The 24327-nt window shown below is 48.1% G+C and carries 18 protein-coding genes; 9 read left to right on the plus strand and 9 right to left on the minus strand.

Going from position 1 to position 24327, the window contains the following annotated elements:
* Positions 1–167: 167 nt before the first annotated feature.
* The 4 genes from sfsA to dacB all read left to right on the plus strand — a co-directional run bounded on the left by sfsA (position 168) and on the right by dacB (position 3737).
* The gene (sfsA, locus tag IQ257_RS21945) at positions 168–887 is read left to right on the plus strand and encodes a DNA/RNA nuclease SfsA (RefSeq protein ID WP_193876892.1); all 720 of its coding nucleotides are present in this window, start codon (positions 168–170) and stop codon (positions 885–887) included.
* A gap of 54 nt (positions 888–941) precedes the next feature.
* A complete protein-coding gene (locus IQ257_RS21950) occupies positions 942–1628 on the plus strand; it encodes a DcrB-related protein (protein WP_193876894.1) in 687 nt (228 codons plus the stop codon).
* 85 nt (positions 1629–1713) lie between these two features.
* Positions 1714–2634: an NAD(+) kinase gene (locus IQ257_RS21955; RefSeq protein ID WP_193876895.1), complete on the plus strand. Its 921-nt coding sequence runs from the start codon at positions 1714–1716 to the stop codon at positions 2632–2634.
* A gap of 212 nt (positions 2635–2846) precedes the next feature.
* Positions 2847–3737 carry a D-alanyl-D-alanine carboxypeptidase/D-alanyl-D-alanine-endopeptidase gene (dacB, locus tag IQ257_RS21960; RefSeq protein WP_193876897.1) on the plus strand — a complete coding sequence of 297 codons (891 nt, stop codon included), beginning with the start codon at positions 2847–2849 and terminating at the stop codon, positions 3735–3737.
* A gap of 399 nt (positions 3738–4136) precedes the next feature.
* Here the strand turns inward: dacB and IQ257_RS21965 are convergent, their stop codons facing one another.
* Both IQ257_RS21965 and IQ257_RS21970 read right to left on the minus strand, forming a co-directional pair.
* Positions 4137–5561 carry an adenylate/guanylate cyclase domain-containing protein gene (locus tag IQ257_RS21965; RefSeq protein WP_228060912.1) on the minus strand — a complete coding sequence of 475 codons (1425 nt, stop codon included), beginning with the start codon at positions 5559–5561 and terminating at the stop codon, positions 4137–4139.
* Positions 5562–5693: 132 nt separating this feature from the next.
* Positions 5694–6236, minus strand: coding sequence for a carboxymuconolactone decarboxylase family protein (locus IQ257_RS21970; protein WP_193876921.1), 543 nt, complete (start codon positions 6234–6236; stop codon positions 5694–5696).
* Between the two features lie 293 nt (positions 6237–6529).
* Between IQ257_RS21970 and IQ257_RS21975 the strand changes: the two genes are divergently transcribed.
* The gene (locus IQ257_RS21975; protein WP_193876923.1) at positions 6530–7846 is read left to right on the plus strand and encodes an aminopeptidase P N-terminal domain-containing protein; all 1317 of its coding nucleotides are present in this window, start codon (positions 6530–6532) and stop codon (positions 7844–7846) included.
* A 138-nt stretch (positions 7847–7984) separates the two neighbouring features.
* On the opposite strand, the gene IQ257_RS21980 is transcribed toward IQ257_RS21975, so the two are convergent.
* Positions 7985–8887, minus strand: a complete 903-nt coding sequence (locus IQ257_RS21980) for a sulfotransferase family protein (RefSeq protein WP_193876925.1) — start codon at positions 8885–8887, stop codon at positions 7985–7987.
* Between the two features lie 370 nt (positions 8888–9257).
* The gene (locus tag IQ257_RS21985) at positions 9258–9425 is read right to left on the minus strand and encodes a hypothetical protein (RefSeq protein ID WP_193876929.1); all 168 of its coding nucleotides are present in this window, start codon (positions 9423–9425) and stop codon (positions 9258–9260) included.
* Positions 9426–9551: 126 nt separating this feature from the next.
* Here IQ257_RS21985 and IQ257_RS21990 point away from each other — a divergent pair, with 126 nt between their 5' ends.
* On the plus strand, positions 9552–10763 hold the full coding sequence (locus IQ257_RS21990; RefSeq protein WP_193876947.1) for an HhoA/HhoB/HtrA family serine endopeptidase: 1212 nt from the start codon (positions 9552–9554) through the stop codon (positions 10761–10763).
* A gap of 103 nt (positions 10764–10866) precedes the next feature.
* Here IQ257_RS21990 and IQ257_RS21995 read toward each other — a convergent pair whose 3' ends face one another.
* The 3 genes from IQ257_RS21995 to rpoB all read right to left on the minus strand — a co-directional run bounded on the left by IQ257_RS21995 (position 10867) and on the right by rpoB (position 20254).
* Positions 10867–14874, minus strand: coding sequence for a DNA-directed RNA polymerase subunit beta' (locus IQ257_RS21995; protein WP_193876931.1), 4008 nt, complete (start codon positions 14872–14874; stop codon positions 10867–10869).
* Positions 14875–14938: 64 nt separating this feature from the next.
* Positions 14939–16819, minus strand: a complete 1881-nt coding sequence (locus tag IQ257_RS30855; protein WP_193876933.1) for a DNA-directed RNA polymerase subunit gamma — start codon at positions 16817–16819, stop codon at positions 14939–14941.
* A gap of 93 nt (positions 16820–16912) precedes the next feature.
* The gene (rpoB, locus tag IQ257_RS22005) at positions 16913–20254 is read right to left on the minus strand and encodes a DNA-directed RNA polymerase subunit beta (RefSeq protein ID WP_193876935.1); all 3342 of its coding nucleotides are present in this window, start codon (positions 20252–20254) and stop codon (positions 16913–16915) included.
* Positions 20255–20271: 17 nt separating this feature from the next.
* Here rpoB and IQ257_RS22010 point away from each other — a divergent pair, with 17 nt between their 5' ends.
* The gene (locus tag IQ257_RS22010) at positions 20272–20430 is read left to right on the plus strand and encodes a hypothetical protein (RefSeq protein WP_193876937.1); all 159 of its coding nucleotides are present in this window, start codon (positions 20272–20274) and stop codon (positions 20428–20430) included.
* 270 nt (positions 20431–20700) lie between these two features.
* On the opposite strand, the gene IQ257_RS22015 is transcribed toward IQ257_RS22010, so the two are convergent.
* Complete coding sequence (locus IQ257_RS22015) at positions 20701–21549, minus strand: TatD family hydrolase (protein WP_193876939.1); 849 nt, start codon at positions 21547–21549, stop codon at positions 20701–20703.
* Between the two features lie 67 nt (positions 21550–21616).
* Positions 21617–21940: a 30S ribosomal protein S20 gene (rpsT, locus tag IQ257_RS22020; protein WP_193876941.1), complete on the minus strand. Its 324-nt coding sequence runs from the start codon at positions 21938–21940 to the stop codon at positions 21617–21619.
* A 205-nt stretch (positions 21941–22145) separates the two neighbouring features.
* Here rpsT and hisD point away from each other — a divergent pair, with 205 nt between their 5' ends.
* On the plus strand, positions 22146–23480 hold the full coding sequence (hisD, locus tag IQ257_RS22025) for a histidinol dehydrogenase (protein ID WP_193876943.1): 1335 nt from the start codon (positions 22146–22148) through the stop codon (positions 23478–23480).
* Positions 23481–23687: 207 nt separating this feature from the next.
* Complete coding sequence (locus tag IQ257_RS22030) at positions 23688–24110, plus strand: universal stress protein (RefSeq protein ID WP_193876945.1); 423 nt, start codon at positions 23688–23690, stop codon at positions 24108–24110.
* Positions 24111–24327 lie beyond the last annotated feature (217 nt).

Consider the following 24327-nt stretch of genomic DNA (forward strand, 5'->3'; position numbering starts at 1 on the left):
GCTGGGGAGCGGGGTAGAGGAGTAAAACCTCAAAAATTTTCTTGTCTCCTTGTCTCCTTGTCTCCTTGTCTCCTTGTCTCCTTGTCTCCTTGTCTCCTTGTCTCCTTGTCTCCTTGTCTCCTTTATTGGAACTAAGTTATAAGTTATCTTAACAAGTGTTCCAAAGTATGCTCTACTGCTACCCGCCCCTAGAATCTGGAATTTTACTCAAACGTTACAAGCGATTCTTGGCTGATATTCAGCTTGCATCGGGAGAAACCATTATCGCCCACTGCCCCAACACCGGACCGATGACAGGCATCTCAACCCCTGGCAGTCTTGTTCAAGTCTCTTCCTCGAACAACCCGAAGCGAAAACTCGCTTACACCTGGGAGATGATTCAAGTGAACGACAATCAACCCACTTGGGTTGGGGTGAATACGGCTTTGCCAAATCGGGTCATTAAGCTAGCATTGGAACAACGGTTGATTCCCGAATTAGCTAACCGCTACAGCACAATCCGTCCCGAAGTGGTTTATGGAGCAAATCGGAAAAGCCGAGTAGATTTTTTACTGACGACTGACGAAGCCCTACCGATCTATTTAGAAGTCAAGAGTACAACCTGGGCTCATGGCAAGGTGGCGTTATTTCCTGATACAGTAACCCAACGCGGACAAAAACACCTACAAGAATTGCAACAATTGCTTCCTGAAGCCAAGGCAGTGATGCTTTATTTTATTAATCGTGGCGATTGCGATCGCTTTGCCCCTGGCGACGAGGCTGATCCATTTTATGGTCAACTGTTCCGAGAGGCGGTAGTTCGAGGTGTTGAGGTGCTGCCCTGCCGCTTTGAAATTACACCCCAAGGTATTCGCTATCTGGGGTTAGCAGAGTTTTTGCCCCTATAACTTCTGATCAGAGTAAAAATAATGGAGGAAAACCCCTACAAGGAACCTGCACTCATGATTGAGCCCATTCAGGGACTGTTTGTGTGTTTGTTGGTGTTGAGTACGCTTATCGGTTGTGGTGAGAGGAGTACACCTCAAGATACCGAAACCTTTCAAGACCAATCCCAAGCCAAAACTCAGATAGAAGATGCTGCTGTCGCTGCACCTGAGGTGGGTTGGAAGGCGATCGCAGGTGAGGGAGTAACCTTATCGCTGCCCAAGCATTACGAGGGTGGCAATCCCCATACTGATATTAATACAATCGCTGCCAAACTGGAAAAGGTTAGTCCTGGCTATTCAGCACGCCTTGAGGCAATTAAACAAAATCCCCAAGCGATCGCCCTGCTAGCGTTCGACCCCAAAACTGCTAACTCTGGGTTTATGACCAACGTCAACATTACCAAGGAAAAAGTCCCCACAGGGGTAACAATTCAGCAATATCTAGAAGCCGCTACCCAGCAACTGGTTGAGCGCTATGAAATCTTAGAACAAAAGGTCGTATCAATTGATCCTTATCAAGGGGGACGAATTGTAGCAAAATCCACAACTGGAGAAACACCGATTCAACAACTGTTCTATATTGTGCAAGATGGCAATACGTTTTGGCTGGTGACGTATTCTACTACGGTTGCTGAATTTGATCAGCGTTTGCCGACGTTTGAACAAAGCATTGCCACCTTGAAGCTGCCTCAGTCAAATTAGGTTATAAAAACAACAGACTCTCTGGGTTCACCTAGATTACTGATGATACGGGTTGGGTAGTTGAGGAGTAGGGGAAACGAGCAACGTGCAGCTAAAACAAGTTATTATCATTCACAAAGCCAGAGATTCTCAAGGTCAAGCTTGGGCAGAAAAATGCGCTCGCCAACTAGAAAAACGCGGCTGTCACATCTTGATCGGACCAAGTGGCGCGAGTGACAATCCGTACCCCGTCTTTTTAGCCTCTGTGATAGAGCAGATTGATTTGGCGATCGTACTGGGTGGCGATGGCACAGCGCTGACAGCAGCACGGCATCTTGCCCCAGAAGGAATCCCAATTTTGGCAGTGAATATCGGGGGGCATCTGGGGTTTCTTACCGAACAGTCTGAGGATTTCCAAGATACCGAACGAGTTTGGGATCGATTGATGGAAGATCGTTATGCTGTGCAGCGGCGGATGATGGTGCAAGGAGCGCTATTTGAAGGCGATCGCATTAACATGGAACCTGCCAGTCAGCGCTTTTTGGCACTCAATGAGATGTGCATCAAACCTGCATCAGCCGATCGCATGATCACCTCGATTCTAGAAATGGAAATTGACGGGGAAGTAGTCGATCAGTATCAGGGAGATGGTTTGCTTGTAGCAACGCCAACGGGTTCAACTAGCTACACTCTCTCTGCCAACGGTCCTATTCTGCATGATGGCATGGAAGCACTCGTGGTAACACCCATTTGTCCCTTAAGTCTTTCTAGTCGTCCCCTTGTCCTCCCTCCGGGTTCGGTGGTTAGCATCTGGCCCCTAGGTGATTACGAACTCAGTACTAAGCTATGGATGGATGGAGTTCTCGCCACTCCTATTTGGCCCGGACAGCGGGTGGATGTCCGTATGGCAAACTGTTATGCCAAGTTTATTATTTTGCGAGAAAACAATTCCTACTATCAGACTTTACGGGAGAAGCTTCAGTGGGCGGGAGCCAGGATTCATTACAGTAACAATCATCGCCATTAATTTCATGAGTACTTTTGGGTTTCGTGCCTCAACCGAACCTACAAAAGTGATATGCTCCCTAGGGTAAGTTCCCATTTTTCTGTAAAAATAGGAAGTCGATTGATAAAAAACTGCACGACTGACTGATGAGTGATCCAATTTTTTTGCCATTTATCCCGGATGTAGGTAGCGATCGCAGAATAAAACAACGTGCCAATAGAGGAGTTTAGAGGATGAAATCAGTGGGTCATCGGCTCAAACCCCTGGCAATGGCTGCGTTCGTTGCCCTAAGCTGGACTTATCCTACCCCCCGTCAGGTAGCTAACGCCAGTACCACCGCTAATCTAACACTAGACTTTGAGCCAATACAAATCTACGTTTCGCCGCCGGAAAGTCAGGTTAATGGCTTTTGTCCCCAGTATCTAGAGCCAACAATCAATCAAATTATCAACACTCCCCCAGTCGCTACAGCCAAGTGGGGCATTTTGATCCAATCCCTTGCCAATAAGACGACGTTATACAGCCACAACGCGAATACATCTTTGATTCCGGCATCAAATGTAAAGATATTTACCACCGCAGCCGCGTTGCAAGCGCTGAGTCCGGGTTCAAAAATTGGCAGTACTTCCGTAGAAGAATGGATAAAGACAACAAACCTCAACAGTAACAATAATTATGCAGAAACCCTGATGCGTCGTCTAGGAGGTCCCTATGCAGTTAAGCAGACGTTGACGCAATTGGGAGTCAATCCCAATGGTTATCGCCTCGCCGATGGGTCGGGCTTATCCCGTCAAAATTCAGCCACTCCCACTGCTATAGTAGAAACTCTTCGAGTGATGAGTTACGCTTCAGGAAGAGACGTATTTTTGTCTTCGTTACCCGTAGCCGGTCAGAGTGGTACTCTTCGGAATCGGATGCGTCAGACTAGCGCCGAGGGAATGGTTCATGCCAAAACTGGCACGTTGAGGGGAGTCAAATCTCTATCCGGTTATCTTGAACACCCCTACTATGGCACGCTCGTGTTTAGCATCATGGTTAATCAACCCAACCTATCGGGAGCGGCAATGGCTCGAGCAATTGATAACATTGTTTTGCAGCTTACTCAACTCAAGTCTTGTCAGTAATTAGCAAGAATCTACCAGTGATTTTAACCACTGTCTCATAGCTCAAGTCGTCTTGCATACGACTGGCAAAGGGTTTTAGTCCATTTCAATAGATAGTAGCTCTTAGACAGGGAATAAATTACCTGGCGGATTATGAGGTTATAGCAGTGGACACATATCTTAGGACAAACTCTGGTAGAGACGTTCGGGCGGAACGTCTCTACTAAATTCATATATGTCCTAACCGTCTTGGCAGTTGCTATAACCCGCTTCTGTCACTTTCCGAAATTATGACGAATTTCCGTCATTACAGCCAACTACACCTAACGCAAGAATCAGGGTTTGATCCCCATTTTTCGGAGTCTGACAGAAGAGGGATAATTGAGAACGGTGCAATATCTGAGTTTCAACCGCCTTCAGCTATTCCGAGCAGTATTGGGGCTGATTCTTTAACGCTGAATAAATTCTATAAAACTTATCATTGGGTATTAAACCGAGGGAGTCGGTAGCCAAGTATTTTTTAATCCGACTAACCAAGTACATATCAATAGAGCCCTTATTTTTCGCCCCAATTTTTCCCCGATATTCGCAATCAAAAAAATTCTTGACTAACTCAAAGGTTGCTTGAGAAATATTGATTGTACCCGGAATTGCCGATGATTCCATTCGAGAGGCAGTGTTAACGGTATCCCCCCAAACATCGTAGGTAAACTTTTTCCTGCCAATTACCCCAGCCAGTAAGGAACCGGAATGAATGCCAATTCGGATATCCCAATAAGGTTTGTTATTTCGAGCTTTTTCGATTCTTCGCCAGTACATAAAGGATTGAATTTGCAAAGCGGCTAACACAGCATCAATGGCATGGGTTGCCCTAGGGACAGGAATGCCTGCCACGCCCATATAACTATCCCCAATTGTTTTTAATTTTTCCAGATTATAGGCTTCGCTGACTGTATCGAAGTAAGAAAAGCAAAAATCTAGTTCATCAACAAGTGCCTCAGGTGTTAGCTGCTCGGTGAGTTGGGTAAATCCTGTGAAATCGGTAAAAAGCACCGAAGCCGCTTCGTGATAAACGGGTTTAACTTTACCCGTTTCCTTAAGTTCATTAGCAATTTCTTTCGGGAGGGTATTTAAAAGAAGCTCGTCAGACTTGCGCCGTTCTCCTTCGAGTTGAGAGTACAACTGGTTCATTTCTTCCAGTAGCTTATTCATCTCCTCAAAGCATTTAGCATTGCCAACAGCGCTGGATAGTTGCATGGCTAGCAAGCCACCAATACGCAAATCTTCTTGGGAGTAGGCTGTTTTGCAGGTGGCAAAGTTGATCGAACCGATAATGTGGTTTTCTCGTTGCAGGGGAATAATAATTTGCGAGGGGTATGCCGATAGAAATGTACTAATATAATCTTTGGGATTAAGTTGAGATTGTCCGGTTCCTAGAGTACGACCAATCGGATTATCACCTCCAATGGGACAGCTAGAGCAGGAAATGGATGAACCGAACAGAGTAACTAGGCGATAAGAACTGTCATCATTTCGGAGACAGACACTGCAATGCTGGAAGTCAAGCAACCATTTAGCCTGCCTACCGACAACCTGCAATATTTCATCAATGTTGAGGGAGTGGTTAATCGCATTAGCAATCTCATTAACCGCCGCAATGCGACTCGAAAGTGCTTGAACTTCACTAATAAGGCGTCGGGTAGTCTGTAGGAGTTGTTCACGATCCTGAACTTCGAGCTTATTGGTACGACTCGAAAATAAGGAAAAACTCATCAAAACTAACGCCTTAGAGATTAGAGAGGGAAGCTGAGTGATGTTGCAGAACTTAACTGAGGACAGGTTCATCCCAATTAAACTATAAACCCTTGGGTCAAGCGTCCCCTTATCGGTGACTAGTCTCCTAGATTATCGGTTATTGCGATAATTTTTGCATTCCGTGAGCACCGATGACCGATAATTCACTCTCCCCAGTCCTGTTTATAGGATATCAATTTCTAGAGCGAGCGCATCTGTATATTGGTTGACAGCGGTGAATAAATTTGCAGTGGCAATCAGCTCAAAAATTTCTGCTCCGTCCAATCCTAACTCATGCAAGTCTTGGTAATCCATTTCTGTTAACTGTTGAGGCTTAGTGGCAGCCAGTAATCCAAAGCGAATAACGGCTTTTTCCCGTTCGGGTAAGGGACAGTTGGCAAAGTCAGATACCAGCATCTGAAGCACTTCTTCACTAATCCCCAGGGCTGATAAGCTATGCAGGTGGACTTTGAGCGCGTATTGGCTGTCATGCGCCTGGGAAATGGCAACGCCAATCATCTCCTTAATCGTGCGGGGTACGTTTCCCGCTAAAATCGTTGAGCGAAACTGTTTCCAATTCGCTTCGAGAAAATCAGGGCTAATTGCCATGGATTTGAACAAATTGGGAACCATGCCAAATCCAAGTTCTGTCCGAATTTCTGCGTAGATTGCTTGGACTTGGGGATGGGTTACTTGAGCTTCATCTTGAAGGGGAAAATGTGCCATTGTTACCTCTAAAAAACTATTTTTTTTGTAACACACTGTAATACGAAAACTGAAGGAAAATTTCTTTACGTCCAGCTCTGTATTACATCGAAGGAAATTGTAAGAGCCTCACACCAGATTGACATGAATTCCAAACCTATCGGGTTTCAGTAGAATGCTTTTAAGGTTGCAGTCAAATTTCTGCTGACTGACCCTGGTTGTAGCAATACACCTGACTGAGAGTTGGACTATTCTAACCATAAGTAATCACTCTGGTACAACTTATCCAGAGATAGTTGACAACGAACGAGGGTATGATCTCACAAACAGAATATCGCCAGCGTCGAGAACAGTTGATGGCTAAGATTGGCAGCGGTACGGCAATCTTTCGCAGTGCCCAGGCTGCCGTGATGCACAATGATGTCGAGTACAATTTTCGCCAAGACAGCGACTTCTATTACATGACAGGGTTCAATGAACCCGAAGCCGTGGCAGTTCTGGCACCCCACCATTCAGAACATCGATTCGTGCTATTCGTGCAACCGAAAGAACGAGATAAAGAAGTCTGGACGGGATACCGGACGGGGGTTGATGCGGCAAAGGAAAACTATGGTGCGGATGAGGCGTATCCGATTAGCGAACTGGATGAAAAGCTGCCTCAGTACTTGGAAAAGGCGGATCGAATTTACTACCAACTGGGACGCGATCGCGATTTCAATGCTACCATTCTCAAGCATTGGCAGCAGTTGATGGCAACCTATCCTAAGCGGGGAACCGGTCCGATGGCGATTGAAGCCACCAATCCCATCCTCTATACCATGCGCATGGTAAAAAGTCCAGCCGAGTTGGAGATGATGCGTCAAGCGGTAGCCATCTCTGTAGACGCCCACAACCATGCCAGGGAATTTGCCCAACCCGGACGCTACGAGTACGAAGTGCAAGCCGAAATTGAGTATATTTTCCGACAACGGGGGGCTTTGAGTCCAGCTTATCCGTCGATTGTGGCATCGGGTGCCAATAGCTGCATCTTGCACTACGTCGAGAATAATTGCCAGATGCAGGAGGGTGACTTGCTGCTAATTGATGCAGGATCTTCCTACGGGTATTACAACGCCGATATTACTCGCACATTCCCAGTTAAGGGCAAATTTACCCCAGACCAGAAGATTATCTACGAACTCGTCTTGAAGGCGCAGCAAGAAGCGATCGCCCAAATTCAACCCGGAAACCCTTACAATCAATTTCACGATACCGCCGTGCGGGTACTCGTAGAAGGGTTGATGGAGTTGGGACTTTTAGTGGGTGATATTGAGGAAATCATTAAAGAGGAGAAGTACAAACCGTTCTATATGCACCGTACCGGACACTGGCTGGGGTTAGATGTTCACGATGCCGGAGTATACAAGCATGGGGAGGAGGCGTGGCAAACCTTCCAACCCGGTCAGGTGGTGACGGTGGAACCGGGATTGTATATTGGTTTAGATATCCAGCCAGTGGAAGGTCAACCCCAAATTCCCGATCGCTGGCGCGGTATTGGCGTTCGGATTGAGGATGATGTGTTAGTCACCGAGTCAGGACATGAGGTGCTGACGGCAGGGGTGCCAAAGTCTGTGGAGGAGATGGAAGGATAAAACAGTAGAAGGTGTACAATAGACCTCTTGCATAAATGTCAAAACAGCACCTTAAGGTATTGGTTTTGCGTAGCAAAATTCGACGTTTTGCAAGAGGTCTAATAATAATTGCTTTACTAACAGAGTTCTTGTCTACCTTCACGATAACTCGTTGGGATAAAATTTATTAAAAACATATTGGCATCTTTTTTTTATTAATTTTTTTTCTTGTTCATTTAGCATTTCTTTCAACTTTACGTCTCGCTCAGGATCAATAGTGTTTCCTATATATCCTTGCTTTATGAAGTAATTAAATTCAGTTGAAACCTCTTCTGAATTGGCACCAAGATACTCATAAACATGAAGCAGGGTATCTTGAGGTTTACTTACAAGATCTTCATAACGAATTACTAGATTTTCTTCTCCTTCATATAAGGATATAAAGCTACGATTATAATAGCTTAGGTATGTATCTATTGATAATTTTAACGATTTACGGCGTTTGTATAGTGCTGCTACGTTAGTGAGCGGGTTGCGAACTAACACTATAAATTTTGCTTTTGGGTACAAAGTACTAATCCATTTAGATAGATACAGATGACGAGGAGTTTTTTCACCAAATATTTTTTTTGTCTGCTGCTCTCTAGGAATTAAATAAGAGTATATACTACTGAACATTTTTGTTAAAGTTAGATTGGATGAACGAGCCTCATTTAAAAAATTGGAAGACTTAAGTGTATCGGAATAGACTTTTAACCAAGTAGATTTATTTTGTGCCGGATTTGGTTTTTCATATCTTTCTAGCAAATTTGAAAAATACTCTTCTACTTCATCTAGACTAACTAAGTAGTCTTTAGATGGTAAAGGTCTGCTTAGATCTAAAAAGGCATTTTTCCAAAAACTAGAAATACCTACGTGTCCTTTGCGTCCTTTCTGTCGAACATATATGTCAAATAGAAAACTATCATTTAGACAAAATACTTCAGGATGCTCCGACAACAAAGCGCATAGTAGGGTTGTCCCACCTCTTTCGCAACCCAAAACAAAAAAATTTAATTCCATTATTTTTACTTTTAACTTATTTAGCTTGATTATAATAACAAGAATTGTGTTTTTTTTCAAGCTAAACTAGCCATTATAAGGTAACTTCTAAATTACAGGGAGATGCTGCATGGCAGATAAAACCTCATCTGAGATGCTCACACGAGAGCTTGGTGTCTTCGGTGCTGTCATGATGGGCTTAGGCTCGATTGTCGGCACAGGCATATTTGTCAGTACCTGAGCGTCAGGATTCATTAATCTCGGAGTTGTAACTACACAACGAATAGAGATGCCGCCAGGGGTCAGGTCATAAAATATCGAGGGATTACACTAATTAGTACCGTTGGACAGACGGGAATCTTTCATCGCCTGTGCAGTCGGTCTGCTGGAGTTAATCAACAGTGAGTGTTTTCTTGACAATTGCTAACAAATGCTCATCTTTGAGTATCTGCAATAACATCCTAACTGTCCCTGTTTTGGTGGCTCCAGTCGTTTTGCAATAAGCTTCGAGGAGGGCGATGTCTTCCTCTGATAGTCTCAAGTCTAGTCGTTTAGACATGGCTAATGTCGGGACAATGCCGTACAATAATCCTATGCTACTAGGTTTTAAGACAGAAGTTAAACTTAACAATAACCAGCGTGTTTTATTGTCCAAACACGCTGGGACAGCTTCAAGATGAATAGTATGCTATTGACAAGGTTTTCCGTCTTCCTACGCCAAATCAGTACTTACGTCTTAGCGATCGCTCTTGGCTCCTTATTGGCAGTTGGTTTCTATCAGGTATTGCCCTCTCAAGCCGCCACGGTATCTGCACTGCCTGCATCGGTAACACCGACTAGGGTGGCACAACGGCAGCCAATAGCCGAGACTGCTACCCCTAGAAGCTTTGTAACGGTAGCCGTCAACCGAGTTGGAGCAGCCGTGGTACGGCTCGATACCGAACGCACGGTGACACGCCGCATCGATCCGTTTTTTGATGATCCGTTCTTCCGCCGCTTTTTTGGTGAGGATTCTTTTTCCCAACTTCCCCAAGAAAGACGCTTGCGAGGTCAAGGATCGGGCTTCATTATTGACCCCAGTGGAGTGATTGTCACCAATGCCCATGTCGTGAATCGGGCAGATAAGGTGACAGTAATTCTCAAAGATGGGCGACAATTTGAAGGAAAAGTGCAAGGTGCCGATGAAATTACGGACTTAGCCGTTGTCAAAATTGATGGTCAAAATTTGCCCGTTGCACCTCTAGGAGATTCCGGTGGGGTGCAAGTAGGGGATTGGGCGATCGCAGTTGGCAACCCCTTGGGTCTAGATAATACAGTAACCTTGGGAATTATTAGCACCTTGCAACGCTCTAGTACTGAGGTAGGTATTCCTGACAAGCGACTAGATTTCATTCAAACGGATGCTGCCATTAATCCTGGTAACTCTGGCGGTCCATTGTTAAACGAACGGGGGGAAGTCATTGGCATCAATACAGCAATTCGCGCTGATGCGATGGGGATTGGTTTTGCTATTCCTATTAATAAAGCCAAAGAGATTGCCAGTAAGTTAGTACAGGGGAAAAAAGTCGTCCATCCCTTTATTGGTATTCGGATGACAAGCTTAACCCCTCAGCTTGCTAAAGAGAACAATCAAGATCCCAATTCATCCTTTATGGTGCCAGAAGTGAATGGCGTTCTCGTAATGCAAGTTATACCCAACTCACCAGCCGCCGCTGCGGGAATGCGTCGCGGCGATGTCGTCACTAAAATTAACGGAGAATCTGTGAATACTGCTGAACAGTTACAGCGCACGGTTGAGAATAGCGGTGTAAATCGGGTTTTACAGATTGAGGTGCTGCGAGGAAACCAGACTAAGACGTTATCGGTTCGTACAGGGGAGTTACAAGAGGCTACTTGAATAAAATAGAAGGGGTTCAGGCTAGCCCGAACCCCTTTAGTTGTAGTGAAGAAGATTGATTGGTTAGAAATCTCCCACCCCGAATGAGGGATGACTAGAGAAACTATTCCTCATCATCATTGAGAAAATCGTCTTCAAAATCCTCTTCTTCCTCATCTCCATTACTGATAAAGCGCCCGAAATTGTTAGTAGTATCGGAACCTACACCAGTCCGCTCATCTAGACTGTAAGCACGAGCAGTGCGGTCATCGAGCACAACATCAAGCGGATCTTCTTGGTCTAGTTCGCCGCCATCGTTACGGTCTCCATAACTGTAACCAACGGCACCACTACTGGAAAAATCGGCATCCAAACTGCTCAGGGTTGGATCTTCGTAGGCATTGTAGCCTGTTCCTGCCGGAATCAGGCGACCAATAATCACGTTCTCCTTCAGACCCCTTAACCAGTCTGACTTCCCTTCAATTGCCGCTTCCGTCAGAACGCGAGTCGTTTCCTGGAAGCTAGCCGCAGAGATGAAGCTGTCGGTATTGAGTGAGGCTTTGGTAATTCCCAGCAGAACTGGCGTATATTGCGCTGGTGCGCCACCCGTGATTGCCATTGCCTCATTAACCGTTTCAACCTGACGTAACTCTACGAGTTCTCCAGGCAGCATGGTTGTATCACCACCGTCGTCTATCCGTACTTTTGAGGTCATCTGCCGGACAATCACTTCAATATGCTTGTCGGAAATATCAATCCCTTGAGATTGGTACACAGACTGCACCTCGTTGACTAAGAACAGTTGTGCTTCTTGCAGTCCAACCAGAGCGGCTTCATAGATTCCCTTTTCCTCTAACATGAGATTGAAGAAAATTTCTAAAATCTCGTGAGGGTTTGCCGGTCCATCGGTAAGTGCTTGACCTGCCAACACTTTCTGGCTGTCAGAAACAAGGGCATTTTGTCCAGGACCTACAGGGTAATCGGTAACGACACCATCAGACTCAATCACCTTAATATCAACGGTTTCGTCTTCCTCATAAATGACTTGAGCTTCGCCCGGTCGTCGAGATAAAACGCAAGCTTCCTTGGGTTTACGACCTTCCAGCAGTTCTTCAATACGAGGTAAACCTTGAATGATGTCACCCGTTTTTGCCCGCTCGAATACAAGCAGGACTAAGTTGTCACCCCGTTGAACTAAGTCTCCATTATCAATCTGTAGCACCGCACCGGCAGAAACTCGGTAGGGACGGGCAAGTCGGAGAGTCACCCCATCCTTATTCACAGCTACAACCTGTCCCGATTCGGGAGCGGGTGTCCCCTCGGCTAGGGGAGCAGTCGCCACGACCAAATTCCCAACCTTAACCTTAGGTGCGCCGCTAATAGGAACGGTAATTCGGTCAGCATCTCGAACGACTAATACCCGACGAATAGCCTCGGCACCTTCTCGGATACCTCGAACTTCACCAACGTCCTTGCACTGAATTTCAGTACGAGCAACAACTGCACCTTGGGCAATTTGGTCTCCATCACTGACCAAAAGCCGCGTTGTTGTACTACCACTCAGAGGGTCGGCAGCGGTGTCACGGCGAATCACCAAAGATTCGAGAATCACCAACTGCAAGCGCATCTCTTCGGAGTCTTCAAAATCCTCGGCTGATACCAACTCAATGTCTGCCGAAAGCTGAGATGTTCCTGAATGCTCACTTCCAGAGTCCTGAGTCATTTCCAAGACTAGCTGAGTGCGAAGCAACTCCAATCCTTCTACAGACTTTACCCGCTCTCCATCTTTGTAGGGTAGCCGCTGAATTGTCCGCAGTTCGATTCCGGTTGTAGTCTTAGCTCCAGGCTCATCACTATTGATAGAAGCCTGAGAGGGTACATCCGGCTCATCCGGTACTGTAAACTCAACCACGGGTCTTAGCAATAGACCAGTGCCCTCAGGAGTTTCCACCGCTTCCCCGTAGCGCAACTCTTCGACGGTCAGTCCCGCGACTGCTTCTGTGCCGGGATAAACGAGTTGACCCTCCGTGATAAAGGCTTCTGGGGGTTCATCGACCAAGTGCAATTCCCCTGGCTTAATCACAATCTCCCGGAGGATGTCATTTTTCTGAATCACCTCCACAATGCCACCCGACTGGCAGAAGATGTCTTTGACGACTTCCATGCCAGCTTCTACATATTGACCGTCTTCCACCAGCAGTAAGGAAATATCCTTATTGACTTCGTGACATTCTTCAGCAATCCAGAGAATGGTGCCGCCTTTGGTGACTTCGTAACCCTGCTTTGCCTTACCTCGTTTGGCGACTTCTACACCTGCGTATTTGATGATACCGCCAGTCTGAGTGCGATAGCGATCGTCAATGAGTTCGGCAACCACTTGGTTGTTGAGTACCTTGGTTCCCGGCGTTGCCTTGAGTAAAAAGCGCTGGTTGTTGGCGGTGTAGATCACGTACTGTTCGCGACCCCCACTGCTTTCTACCTTTACTGACGCTTGGTCTAAGCATACTGAAGCCGTGATGATTTCAATTTCTCGCTTGCCAGGGGTCAAGCGGACGACACCGCCGTTTTGGGTCACTAACTTCGTTTCTGCCAGCACAGAATCCCCTTGTACTGCATCTCCGTTTTTCACAACGGGTTCGGCACCAGGGGGTAAGTTGTAAACCTCACCGGATAAAACCCACAGCAAACCACCCCGTTGAGCAATACGGGTGGTATTGCCCTGGCGGTCGGTTTTTTCTTCGGGGATTAAGTCGGCAAATAGAATTTCTCCAGCTAGGTCAGATGCCACGTCTTTGGTGGCTTTTTCCGTGGAAAGGCGAGATTTACCGAGTGCAACCTCGGCTAAGAGTTGACCTATCTTAACCTCTTCGCCATTGGAAACCATGAGGAGGGAACCCGGAGTGACTTGAACGGTCTGGGTTTGTCCTTTGCCATTCTTGGGTTCTACAACCAAGTCTCCGATCACTTCCACTTGTTCACGATCTTCGCCGTGGCGGGTGCGCACGCCACGGGTTCGTAGGCGTTTGGAGAACCGCACGATACCATCAAAGGGAGCTGAAACTTGCCGTGCCACTTCACCGGTAAAGACACCACCGGTGTGGAACGTCCGCATGGTTAGCTGAGTACCAGGTTCCCCAATTGACTGAGCGGCAATAATACCGACGGCTTCTCCCAAGTCCACCATGTGTCCGTGGGCTAGACTCCAACCGTAGCAGTGCTGGCAAACGGATCGTGCCGCTTCACAGGTCAGAGGCGATCGCACGACTACTTCTTCAATATCCGTCTTGCCAATTTCTCTTGCCAATTCATCGGAGATATCTTGATTGCGTTCGGCAACAACTTCGCCGGTGGTGGGATGAATTACATCTTGAGCGAATACTCGACCCAAAAGGCGATCATCAAGGGGAATTAATACGCGATCTCCATCGGTCATTGCTCTGACAGAAATACCCCGTGTTGTCCCACAATCGATTTCTCGCACAATCACATCTTGGGCAACGTCTACTAGACGCCGGGTGAGATAACCCGAGTCAGCGGTTCTGAGGGCGGTATCAACTAACCCTTTACGAGCGCCATAAGACGAGATAATATACTCTGTAACCGTTAACCCTTCCCGGAAGTTAGTCTTAATCGGCAGGTCAATAATTTGACCTTGCGGATCTGCCATCAGACCTCGCATTCCCACCAACTGTCGCACCTGGGACATATTGCCCCTCGCCCCCGAAAACGCCATCATGTACACCGAATTCAGGGGATCTGTCGCTTTAAAATTGCGAATCACTTCATCTTTCAACGCTTCAGAGGTACTGTTCCAAGTGTCGATTACTTTTTGGAACCGTTCCACCTCAGTGATTTCCCCCCGACTGTAGCGGCTTTCGGTCGCCCGAATCTGGACTTCCGCTGCGTCTAGCATCTGGCGTTTCTTGGGCGGCACGACCAAGTCATCGACGCTAATCGAGACACCCGCTTTTGTGGCATAGCGGAACCCCAAATCTTTAAGTTGGTCAGCCATCTGGGCAGTCCGAGCACTGCCGTATTTCGTAAAAGCCCAAGCGATTAGCTTTTTGAGCTGACCTTTATCGACGACTCGGTTGTAAAAAATCATTTCTTTTTGAGCTGCTTGATCTGCCATCTGCTTACAAATTCACCAAGTAGGGGATTGGGGGAAAGACGTTTTAAGGTTGGTCGGCGGTTTTTTAACTAACCATCAGAGCCTCTTGAATAGCTTTGTTGTAGATAATCCGACCCGGTGTAGTGCGAACGTACTGGGAAATAAGTTCCCCATCAGCCGTTTCCCGGACTCGGCGCTCTCTGTAGATTTTTGTCACGGTGCCGTCGGAGGACTTCTCTGTTGAAACAGGTTCATCATCAGGCTCTTCCGACTGCACGATGCCATCAAAGCGTAACCAGACGTAGGTATGTAACTCGACTTGATGTTGCTCGTAGGCTTTGATCGTGTCGTCTATGGAGGCAAAATACCGCCCTGCTCCTTTGGCTGCTTTGGGATTTTCTGCGGTCAGGTAGTAACATCCCAACACCATATCTTGGCTGGGCGCAACAATTGGACGACCGGTTGCTGGCGATAAAATGTTGTGAGATGCCAACATTAACAGTCGGGCTTCAGCCTGAGATTCCAGAGATAGGGGAACGTGAACCGCCATCTGGTCGCCATCAAAGTCGGCGTTGAATGCTGGACACACCAGAGGATGCAACTGAATAGCCCGACCTTCGACCAAAATTGGCTCAAAGGATTGAATTCCCAAGCGGTGTAGAGTTGGAGCACGGTTGAGCATCACGGGATGACCCGCAATCACTTCTTCCAAGACATCCCAAACGCTGGGATCGCCCCGCTGAATCAGCTTTTTCGCCGCCTTGATATTGTTCACTAAACCCTGAGAAATCAGCCGATGAATTACAAAGGGTTGGAATAGTTCGATTGCCATTTCGCGAGGCAAACCGCATTGGTGAATTTTCAGCTTCGGACCGACAACAATAACGGAACGTCCCGAGTAATCCACCCGTTTTCCGAGCAGATTTTGCCGGAAGCGCCCTTGTTTGCCCTCAATGATGTCAGAAAGGGACTTCAGGGCTCGGTTGTTGGCTCCTACCACTGTCCGACCCCGACGACCGTTATCAATCAAGGCGTCTACCGCTTCCTGTAGCATCCGCTTTTCATTGCGGACAATAATCTCAGGAGCTAAAATTTCCTGTAGACGTGCCAGTCGGTTGTTGCGGTTGATCACCCGCCGATACAGGTCATTCAGGTCAGAGGTAGCAAAGCGTCCGCCATCGAGCTGTACCATTGGGCGCAGGTCTGGGGGAATCACCGGAATCACGGTTAACACCATCCAATCTGGCTGAGAACCGGTGGCGATAAAGTTATCAACGACCCGCAGCCGCTTGATTAATTTTGCCCGTTTTTGACCTTTCGCCGAGGCGATTTCTTCTCTGAGCTTTTCCGCTTCGCCATCTAAATCTAGGTCTTGCAGCAACCGTTGCAGCGCTTCAGCGCCAATTCCCACTTCCACCCCATGGAGTTCTGAATCTTCGCTGTAGAGCTGCTCTTCAATTTCCAGCCACTGGTCTTCGGTAAGGAGCTGCTTATAACTCAGGTTCTCGGCGTTACCAGGACTGAGAACGACGTAGGCATTGAAGTAAACAATCTGCTCAACATCCCGTAGAGGCATATCCATCAGAATGCTCAGGTAACTGGGAATCCCCTTGAGATACCAGACGTGAGCCACAGGCGCTGCCAGTTTGATATAGCCCATCCGGTGACGCCGCACCCGCGACTCAGTAACTTCCACGCCGCAGCGCTCACAGACAATACCCCGGTGACGCACCCGCTTGTACTTACCGCAATGACATTCCCAGTCTTTAGCTGGACCGAAGATCCGCTCGCAGAACAACCCATCCATTTCGGGTTTGAGCGTGCGATAGTTAATCGTTTCCGGTTTTGTAACTTCACCCACAACCTGACCATTGGGCAGGGTTCTTTCTCCCCATTGACGAATGCGCTCAGGAGAGGCAATCCCAATTTTTACATAGTCAAATCGCTGTTCTAGCTGATGTCTCATTTATTTCGTCCTTAGTCATTAGCCATTCGTGATTCGTTATTAGTCATTAGCCATTCGTCTTTTACAACTCATGACCAATGACCAATGACCAAGCTAGAGTTCTTCTTCTTCGAGTTCCTCGCTTCTGAGAGATTCGTAGGTGGGGCGGCTGGGCGTGCGGCGGCGGTCAGCGTCAGCCATTAAATCCACTTCCATATCTCGGCTGGAACCGTCTTCAGCGGTTTCGACTTTGTGAACGGCAATGTCGAGTCCTAGAGACTGGAGTTCTCGCATCAAGACTTTAAAGGATTCAGGAGTACCGGGACGGGGGATGGCTTTGCCTTTAACGATCGCATTTAGCGCCTCGTTCCGACCCTGCATATCGTCGGATTTCACTGTCAGCAACTCTTGCAAGGTGTAAGCCGCACCAAACGCTTCTAACGCCCACACTTCCATTTCCCCGAAGCGTTGACCCCCTTGTTGCGCTTTACCGCCTAACGGTTGCTGGGTTACGAGGGAGTAAGGACCGGTGGAGCGAGCGTGAATCTTGTCATCCACCAAGTGAACCAGCTTCAGCATATAAGCAATACCCACAGAAATAGGTCGGTCAAACGCTTCACCTGTGCGACCGTCGTAGACGGTAAGTTTTCCAGGGTTATTCAAGTCAAAGACCCACTCTTTATCCTCTTCGGCGCGGGCTTGCTTCAATTTACCGTGAACCGTGGTGCGGGATGCCTCGTCCCCATACATTTCGTCAAAGGGTGTCAGCTTAAATCGGAGTCCCAGGTTTTCACCCGCCCATCCCAGTAAGCATTCAAACACCTGACCCACGTTCATGCGGCTAGGTACACCCAAAGGATTGAGTACGATGTCGAGGGGAGTGCCATCTGGTAGGTAAGGCATATCTTCCACGGGCAAAATTCGAGAAATAATTCCCTTATTGCCGTGACGACCTGCCATCTTGTCACCCACTTGGATTTTGCGCTTCTGAGCCACATACACACGCACGACCATGTTGGCTCCAGGGGGCAACTCATCCCCTTGTTCGCGGGTAAAGATCCGGACATCAACCACGCGCCCCTTTTCGCCGTTGGGAACCCGCAGGGAGTTATCTCGCACGTCTCTGGCTTTTTCGCCGAAAATAGCCCGCAGGAGTTTTTCTTCCGGTGGCTGGTCAGATTCCCCTTTCGGTGTCACTTTCCCAACCAGAATATCCCCTGCTTCAACCCAAGCACCAATCCGGATAATGCCTTGTTCATCCAGTTGACGCAGAGCATCTTCACCGACGTTGGGAATTTCGCGGGTAATTTCTTCTGGACCGAGTTTTGTCTGCCGCGCTTCAATTTCATACTTCTCAATATGAATACTGGTGTAGACATCATCGATGACCAGCCGTTCACTAATCAGGATGGCATCCTCGTAGTTGTAGCCTTCCCAAGGCATATAAGCGACTAGGATATTCTGTCCTAGAGCTAGTTCCCCACCTTCCGTTGCCGAACCATCTGCCATGACCTGACCAGCCTCTACGTCGTCACCCAGATACACCAAGGGTCGTTGGTTTAAGCAGGTATCTTGGTTGGAACGCTGGTACTTCTGAATCTCGTATTCAATAACCTGCTCCTTGGCTGGTGGGTCTTCCTCCTCCGTGGATGGGTTGACCTGGGGTGTCGAGCGCACCCGAATCTTATTGGCATCGACATACACCACTTCACCATCAGTGCGCGATACAATCACCATGCCGGAATCTCGCGCGGCTTGAGCTTCTAACCCCGTGCCGACTAAAGGACGCTCTGGACGCAACAGGGGTACGGCTTGCCGTTGCATATTGGAACCCATCAAAGCTCGGTTAGCATCATCGTGTTCTAAGAAGGGAATCAACGAGGTTGCTACAGAGATGATTTGGACTGGGGAGACTGCTACATAGTCCACTTGGTCGGGTGTGGTAGTCGTGAACTCCTGCCGATAGCGGACGGGTACTAACTCGCCCAAGATGTAACCGTTTTCATCTTGGGGGATGTCTCCGGGGGCAACCCGCAGATCATCTTCTTCATCTGCCGTCATATAGAGAGGGGGACGGTCTTTGAGGACTCGCCCGTTTTCGACGGGATAGAAGGGAGTTTCGATAAATCCGTAGCTATTGACTCGGGCGTGGGTTGCTAAGGAACCAATCAGACCGGCGTTGGGACCTTCTGGGGTTTCAATGGGGCAAATTCGTCCATAGTGGGATGGGTGAATGTCTCGGACTGCAAAACCTGCCCGTTCGCGGGTCAAGCCGCCAGGACCGAGGGCAGAAAGACGCCGCTTGTGGGTGAGTTCTGCCAAGGGGTTCGTCTGATCCATAAACTGGGATAGCTGAGACGAGCCAAAAAATTCCTTAATCGCCGCTACTAAGGGTTTCGGGTTGACTAGGGAGGCTGGGGTTAAGGTATCGGCGTCAGAAACGGTCATCCGCTCCCGGATGATTCGCTCTAAGCGGTTGAGTCCGACTCGCACCTGGTTTTGGAGCAACTCACCCACCGAACGCACACGGCGGTTGCCCAAGTGGTCGATATCGTCGGTGCTACCGATATCAAATTCCAAATTGATTAGGTAATCGATCGCGGACAGAATGTCTTGAGGGGTAAGGACTCGTACTGTATCGGCTACATTTAACCGTAGCTTCCTGTTAATTTTGTAGCGACCTACCCGACCTAAATCGTAACGTTTCGCGTCAAAAAAGCGCGAATCCAGTAACTGCTGACCCCCGCTGACGGTGGGGGGTTCCCCCGGTCGCAGCTTGCGATAGAGTTCCATCAAGGCTTCTTCTTCGCTGGGATTGCCTTCTTTGTCCAGGGTTTTTTGAAAATAATCGGGGTGTCGCAGGGCGTCGAGAATCTCATTATCGGAGAGTCCCAAGGCTTTCAAGAGAACTTGGGCTGACAATTTCCGGGTTTTATCGATGCGCACCCAGACCAAATCATTTTTGTCGGTTTCAAACTTCAACCAGGCTCCCCGGTTGGGAATCAACGAGGCAGAGTAGGTACGACGTCCGTTTTTGTCAATCTCTGACTTGTAGTAGACACCGGGGCTACGCACGATTTGGTTGACGATCACTCGTTCGGCACCGTTAATAATAAAGGTGCCTCGATCGGTCATAAGTGGCAGGTCGCCGATAAAAACTTCCTGTTCCTTAATTTCGCCAGTTTCCTTGTTGATTAGGCGAGTCGGAACGTACATCTGTACGGCGTAAGTACTATCTCGCCGCTTGGCTTCATCAACATCATACTTGGGGCGCTTGAGCTTGTAGTTTTTGCCCAAGAAGTGCAACTCTAATTTGCCCGTGTAGTCACTAATCGGCGAGAAGCTGTTAAGTTCTTCGATTAACCCCTCTTCCAGGAACCAGCGGAAGCTGGAACGCTGAATCTCAACTAGGTCTGGCAATAGGTAATTTGGGGTGGTATAGGTCTGATTAGTCATGGGTTTTCGTTTACAAGATGAGTCAGCGCCGAGAATGGAAATCCGAGCAAAGATATCGCCCCATTGCCACAATGGAATTAAATTCCTGGCGAACGGGCGATACTTTTTTAGAAGTCACTAGATTGTATGCCGTTAGCGATGAATGCCAACAACGGTCTAGCAAGACCCAAGATTGAGTTTTTGGCGATGGGGAGCAACAAGATGGTCTTTAGGAATTGACTACTCTCTCAACAGATTGGGCAGGCTTTCCTCACGGGTTTAAAGCAAATTTTATCGACTATCGGCTGGCGCAAGGGCAGCAGTTAGAGCTTGGGGAGCGTTTAAGGTGATGCAGTGGCAGCAACGGGATACAAGTGGGGGAGATTTTATTCATAGTAACTCGTCTTAAGATTATTGTGGCGCAACAGCCACAAGATTGGAATAATCGCTGCCCTTAGCCCTAGCTTCTATAAATGCCGATGACTGGCTTTATTCTCAACAACCCACTCTTCTGCTGACTCTTGAGGCGACTTGCGTGGCAAGGACAAACCAAAGATCCGACAGGCGTTTTGGGTGGTTTCTCGTGCTAGGGTTTCTAAGGGGATATCTCGCAAACGGGCGACGCACTCTGCTACATAGTACACATGGGCAGGCTCGTTTCGTTTGCCGCGCTTGGGAACGGGGGATAAGAAGGGGCAATCGGTTTCGATGAGGAGGCGATCGCTTGGCACCATGGCTGCTGACTGGTGAATGTCTTTGGCATTTTTAAAGGTGACAATGCCACTAAAACTAATATAGAAGCCCAGATCTAAAAACCACTGGGTTTCCTCTGGGGTGCCTCCCCAACAGTGCATTACCCCTTTTACAGGTTGGTGGTTGCGCCAAAACTCCTGCAAGAGGTCGCGCATGGGAGCTGCTGCATCACGACAGTGGATGATCACTGGCAAATCTAGGGCTTTAGCAATTGCCAGTTGTGCCGCAAATACAGCTTTTTGGTGTTCGTGATTCTCGGCTTTGAAGAAATCTAGCCCCGTTTCTCCGATTGCCACCACTCTAGAATCAGAACGAGCTAACGACTCAATTTTGTTAGCCATTTCGGATTCCCATTTCTGGGCATCAAGGGGATGTAAGCCTACGGCAAAGGATAATTCTGGAATTTGGTCAGCCAGGGCTTGGATCGTGGCAAATTCTGTCGGTTCTACACAAGAATGTACCAGTCGCACTATGCCAACGTCCTGCCAGCGCTTTCGTACTGCCTCCAGATCCGCTTGGAAGACATCAAAGTTGATATGAACGTGAGTGTCTATCAACTGCATCGGCTCAGGTTGCTGTTTCGCTAATTTACTAAATTTATCTAGGTTGCGTAGGCAGAATCCTCTTGACTCAAGAAGCGACTGCCTCCTGCGATGAGGTAGTCTGTTGGTCATCAATGCGCTTGAGCCACTTTGCCAGACGGGATTTTTTCCGAGCTGCGTTATTGGTATGCAGTACCCCCCGCTTTACTGCTTTATCGATTTTGCTGTATGCTGCTGCCATGCGAGTACGCACTTCTTCAAGGGACTCCGGACTCGGTTGACGGGCGTAATCGTCCAAAGCGGCAAAGTATTTCTTCATGAGGGTTCTCACCGCCGACTTGTAAGCTTTGTTACTAACTCGGTTGCGTTCGGCGATTTTTATACGTTTGAGAGCAGACTTAGAATTAGCCACAGTAGACTTCTAGAAATTTATTTGCAATTGTCAACAAAATACCAGAACAACCACTATAACATCTATTTGAAAAGTATCGCGACCCCAGAAAAATCCAGGTTAAGCTAGAGGAGAGAGTCTGGGTCAGGTGAAGTCCCCCAAAACCGGAGAACTTGTCACACTCGGTCTCAGACGGATATTACCTAATGATAGGCACTCCGACTTCATGCTGCGAATCATCACTCAGCAGGCTGAGGCAAAAACTGAACTGCGGCGTATTTGCGATCGCACTTCCAATGACGAGATTGTTCACAAAGAGGCAACAGTACGGGAAGTGCTGCAAACTGTGCAGCGCCAGGGAGACAAAGGTCTCCTGCACTACACAGAGGAATTCGACCGACAACTCTTGACTTCCGAGCAACTGCGGATCAGTGGGTCAGAACTGGATGCTGCCTACCAGCAGGTGTCTAAGGAATTACTCGATGCGATCCAGTTGGCGGCACGGCAAATTGAGGCGTTCCACCGACAGCGCATCCCGAAATCCTGGGTGCAATTTGGCGACGATGACATCGTTTTGGGAAAACGCTATACACCCGTCGATCGAGCCGGAATTTACGTTCCCGGCGGCAGGGCGTCCTACCCCAGCACCGTACTCATGAACGCCATCCCTGCCAAGGTTGCTCAGGTGCCTCGGATTGTCATGGTGACGCCACCGGGAGCCGAGAAAAGTATTAATCCGGCTGTTCTCGTGGCAGCTCAGGAAGCTGGGGTAGAGGAAATTTATCGAGTCGGTGGAGCGCAAGCAATCGCAGCTTTGGCTTACGGCACCGAAACAATTCCCAAGGTTGATATGATTACGGGTCCAGGGAACATTTACGTTACCCTGGCGAAGAAATTGATCTACGGCACAGTGGGCATTGATTCCCTAGCCGGTCCCTCGGAAGTCCTTATTATTGCCGATCGCTTTGCTAAACCCGTCTATGTGGCGGCTGATATGTTGGCACAGGCAGAACACGACCCGCTAGCTGCTGCAATCTTAATCACCATTGATGCCCAACTCGCTAAAAAAGTGCAGGTAGAAGTAGAACGCCAACTGCAAAATCATCCGCGACGCCTCCTGACTGAAAAAGCGATCGCTCACTACGGTTTAATCATCGTGGCTGATTCCCTAAACGAGGCAGCAGAACTCTCAAACGAGTTTGCTCCCGAACACCTAGAACTCGAAATTGCCGAACCCTGGGATTTGCTTGAAAAGATTCGCCATGCGGGTGCTATTTTTATGGGAACCTCAACTCCAGAAGCCGTCGGAGATTACCTGGCAGGTCCCAACCACACCCTGCCCACCTCAGGTGCTGCCCGCTATGCTTCAGCTCTCGGTGTCGAAACCTTTATGAAGCATTCTAGTCTCATTCAGTACTCACCAACCGCTCTCAACAAAGTAGCTGGGGCAATTCAGGTGCTGGCACAAGCAGAGGGTTTACCATCCCATGCTGATTCTGTACGGCTCCGGACACAAACCAATCTTAGTGATGAACACGGCTATTTCAAGGATGAAGGCTGAAGCCTGTGAGTAGACCAAGGCACAATCAGGATGAAATAATCCTCGAAAAGTTGTCAGATTATTCTACAGAGTGGCTGTAACCCCATTCATCCTTCACCTTCACACTTTTTTGGGCAAGCCAGTAGACAAACACTCTGATCAAAGGCGAAAATCCCAATAGCTGAGAGCTGATCGCTCAAAGCCAATCGCTGATTAGGAGAAATTTTGGTGCTAAAGACAATTGTTTCAGCTCTTGACAGTTCAGATCTGTCTGAGCGTGTGATTCAGACGTTAGATCAACTTAAAATCGAGCCAGCCACCAAAATTATCCTTTGCCATGTCATTCCTTCCCCGGAACCTGACATGGAGGTGCCGGTTGATCGACCCTACAGCTCAGAAGAGTTAGTTTACCAAGAGATTGAGAGACGGCTGCAATCCTACCAGGCTCAACTGCCTTGTCAAAGCCAAATCGAGATTGTCAATGGGGACCCAGCCATAGAAATTGTTCGCCTCGCTCATATTTATCAAGCTGAGTTAATCATAATCGGAACTCGGGGTCTTACGGGTCTTAAACGAATTTTGCAAGGCTCGGTTAGCAGTCAGGTGGTTGCCGATGCGCCTTGTTCCGTGCTGGTTGTTAAGTCTGATTGACATCCTCTTTCGCCAAACCGAAAGTTGATCCAGATTAAGGACTTCTACAACTGGAGTCAATTCGGGAAATTCTGAAAACTTGAGAATAATTCAGGGGGACGCTCTTCAAAGGGGACAAGGGGATTTTCGAGGTGTTACTCTTCTCCCCCCTGGTTGACTGACAAAACTTGTGAGCAGATGCCTAGAAAGCCCTCACCCTAGCCCTCACCCCCAACCC

Source organism: Coleofasciculus sp. LEGE 07092, from assembly GCF_015207375.1.
Lineage (GTDB): Bacteria > Cyanobacteriota > Cyanobacteriia > Cyanobacteriales > Coleofasciculaceae > LEGE-07092.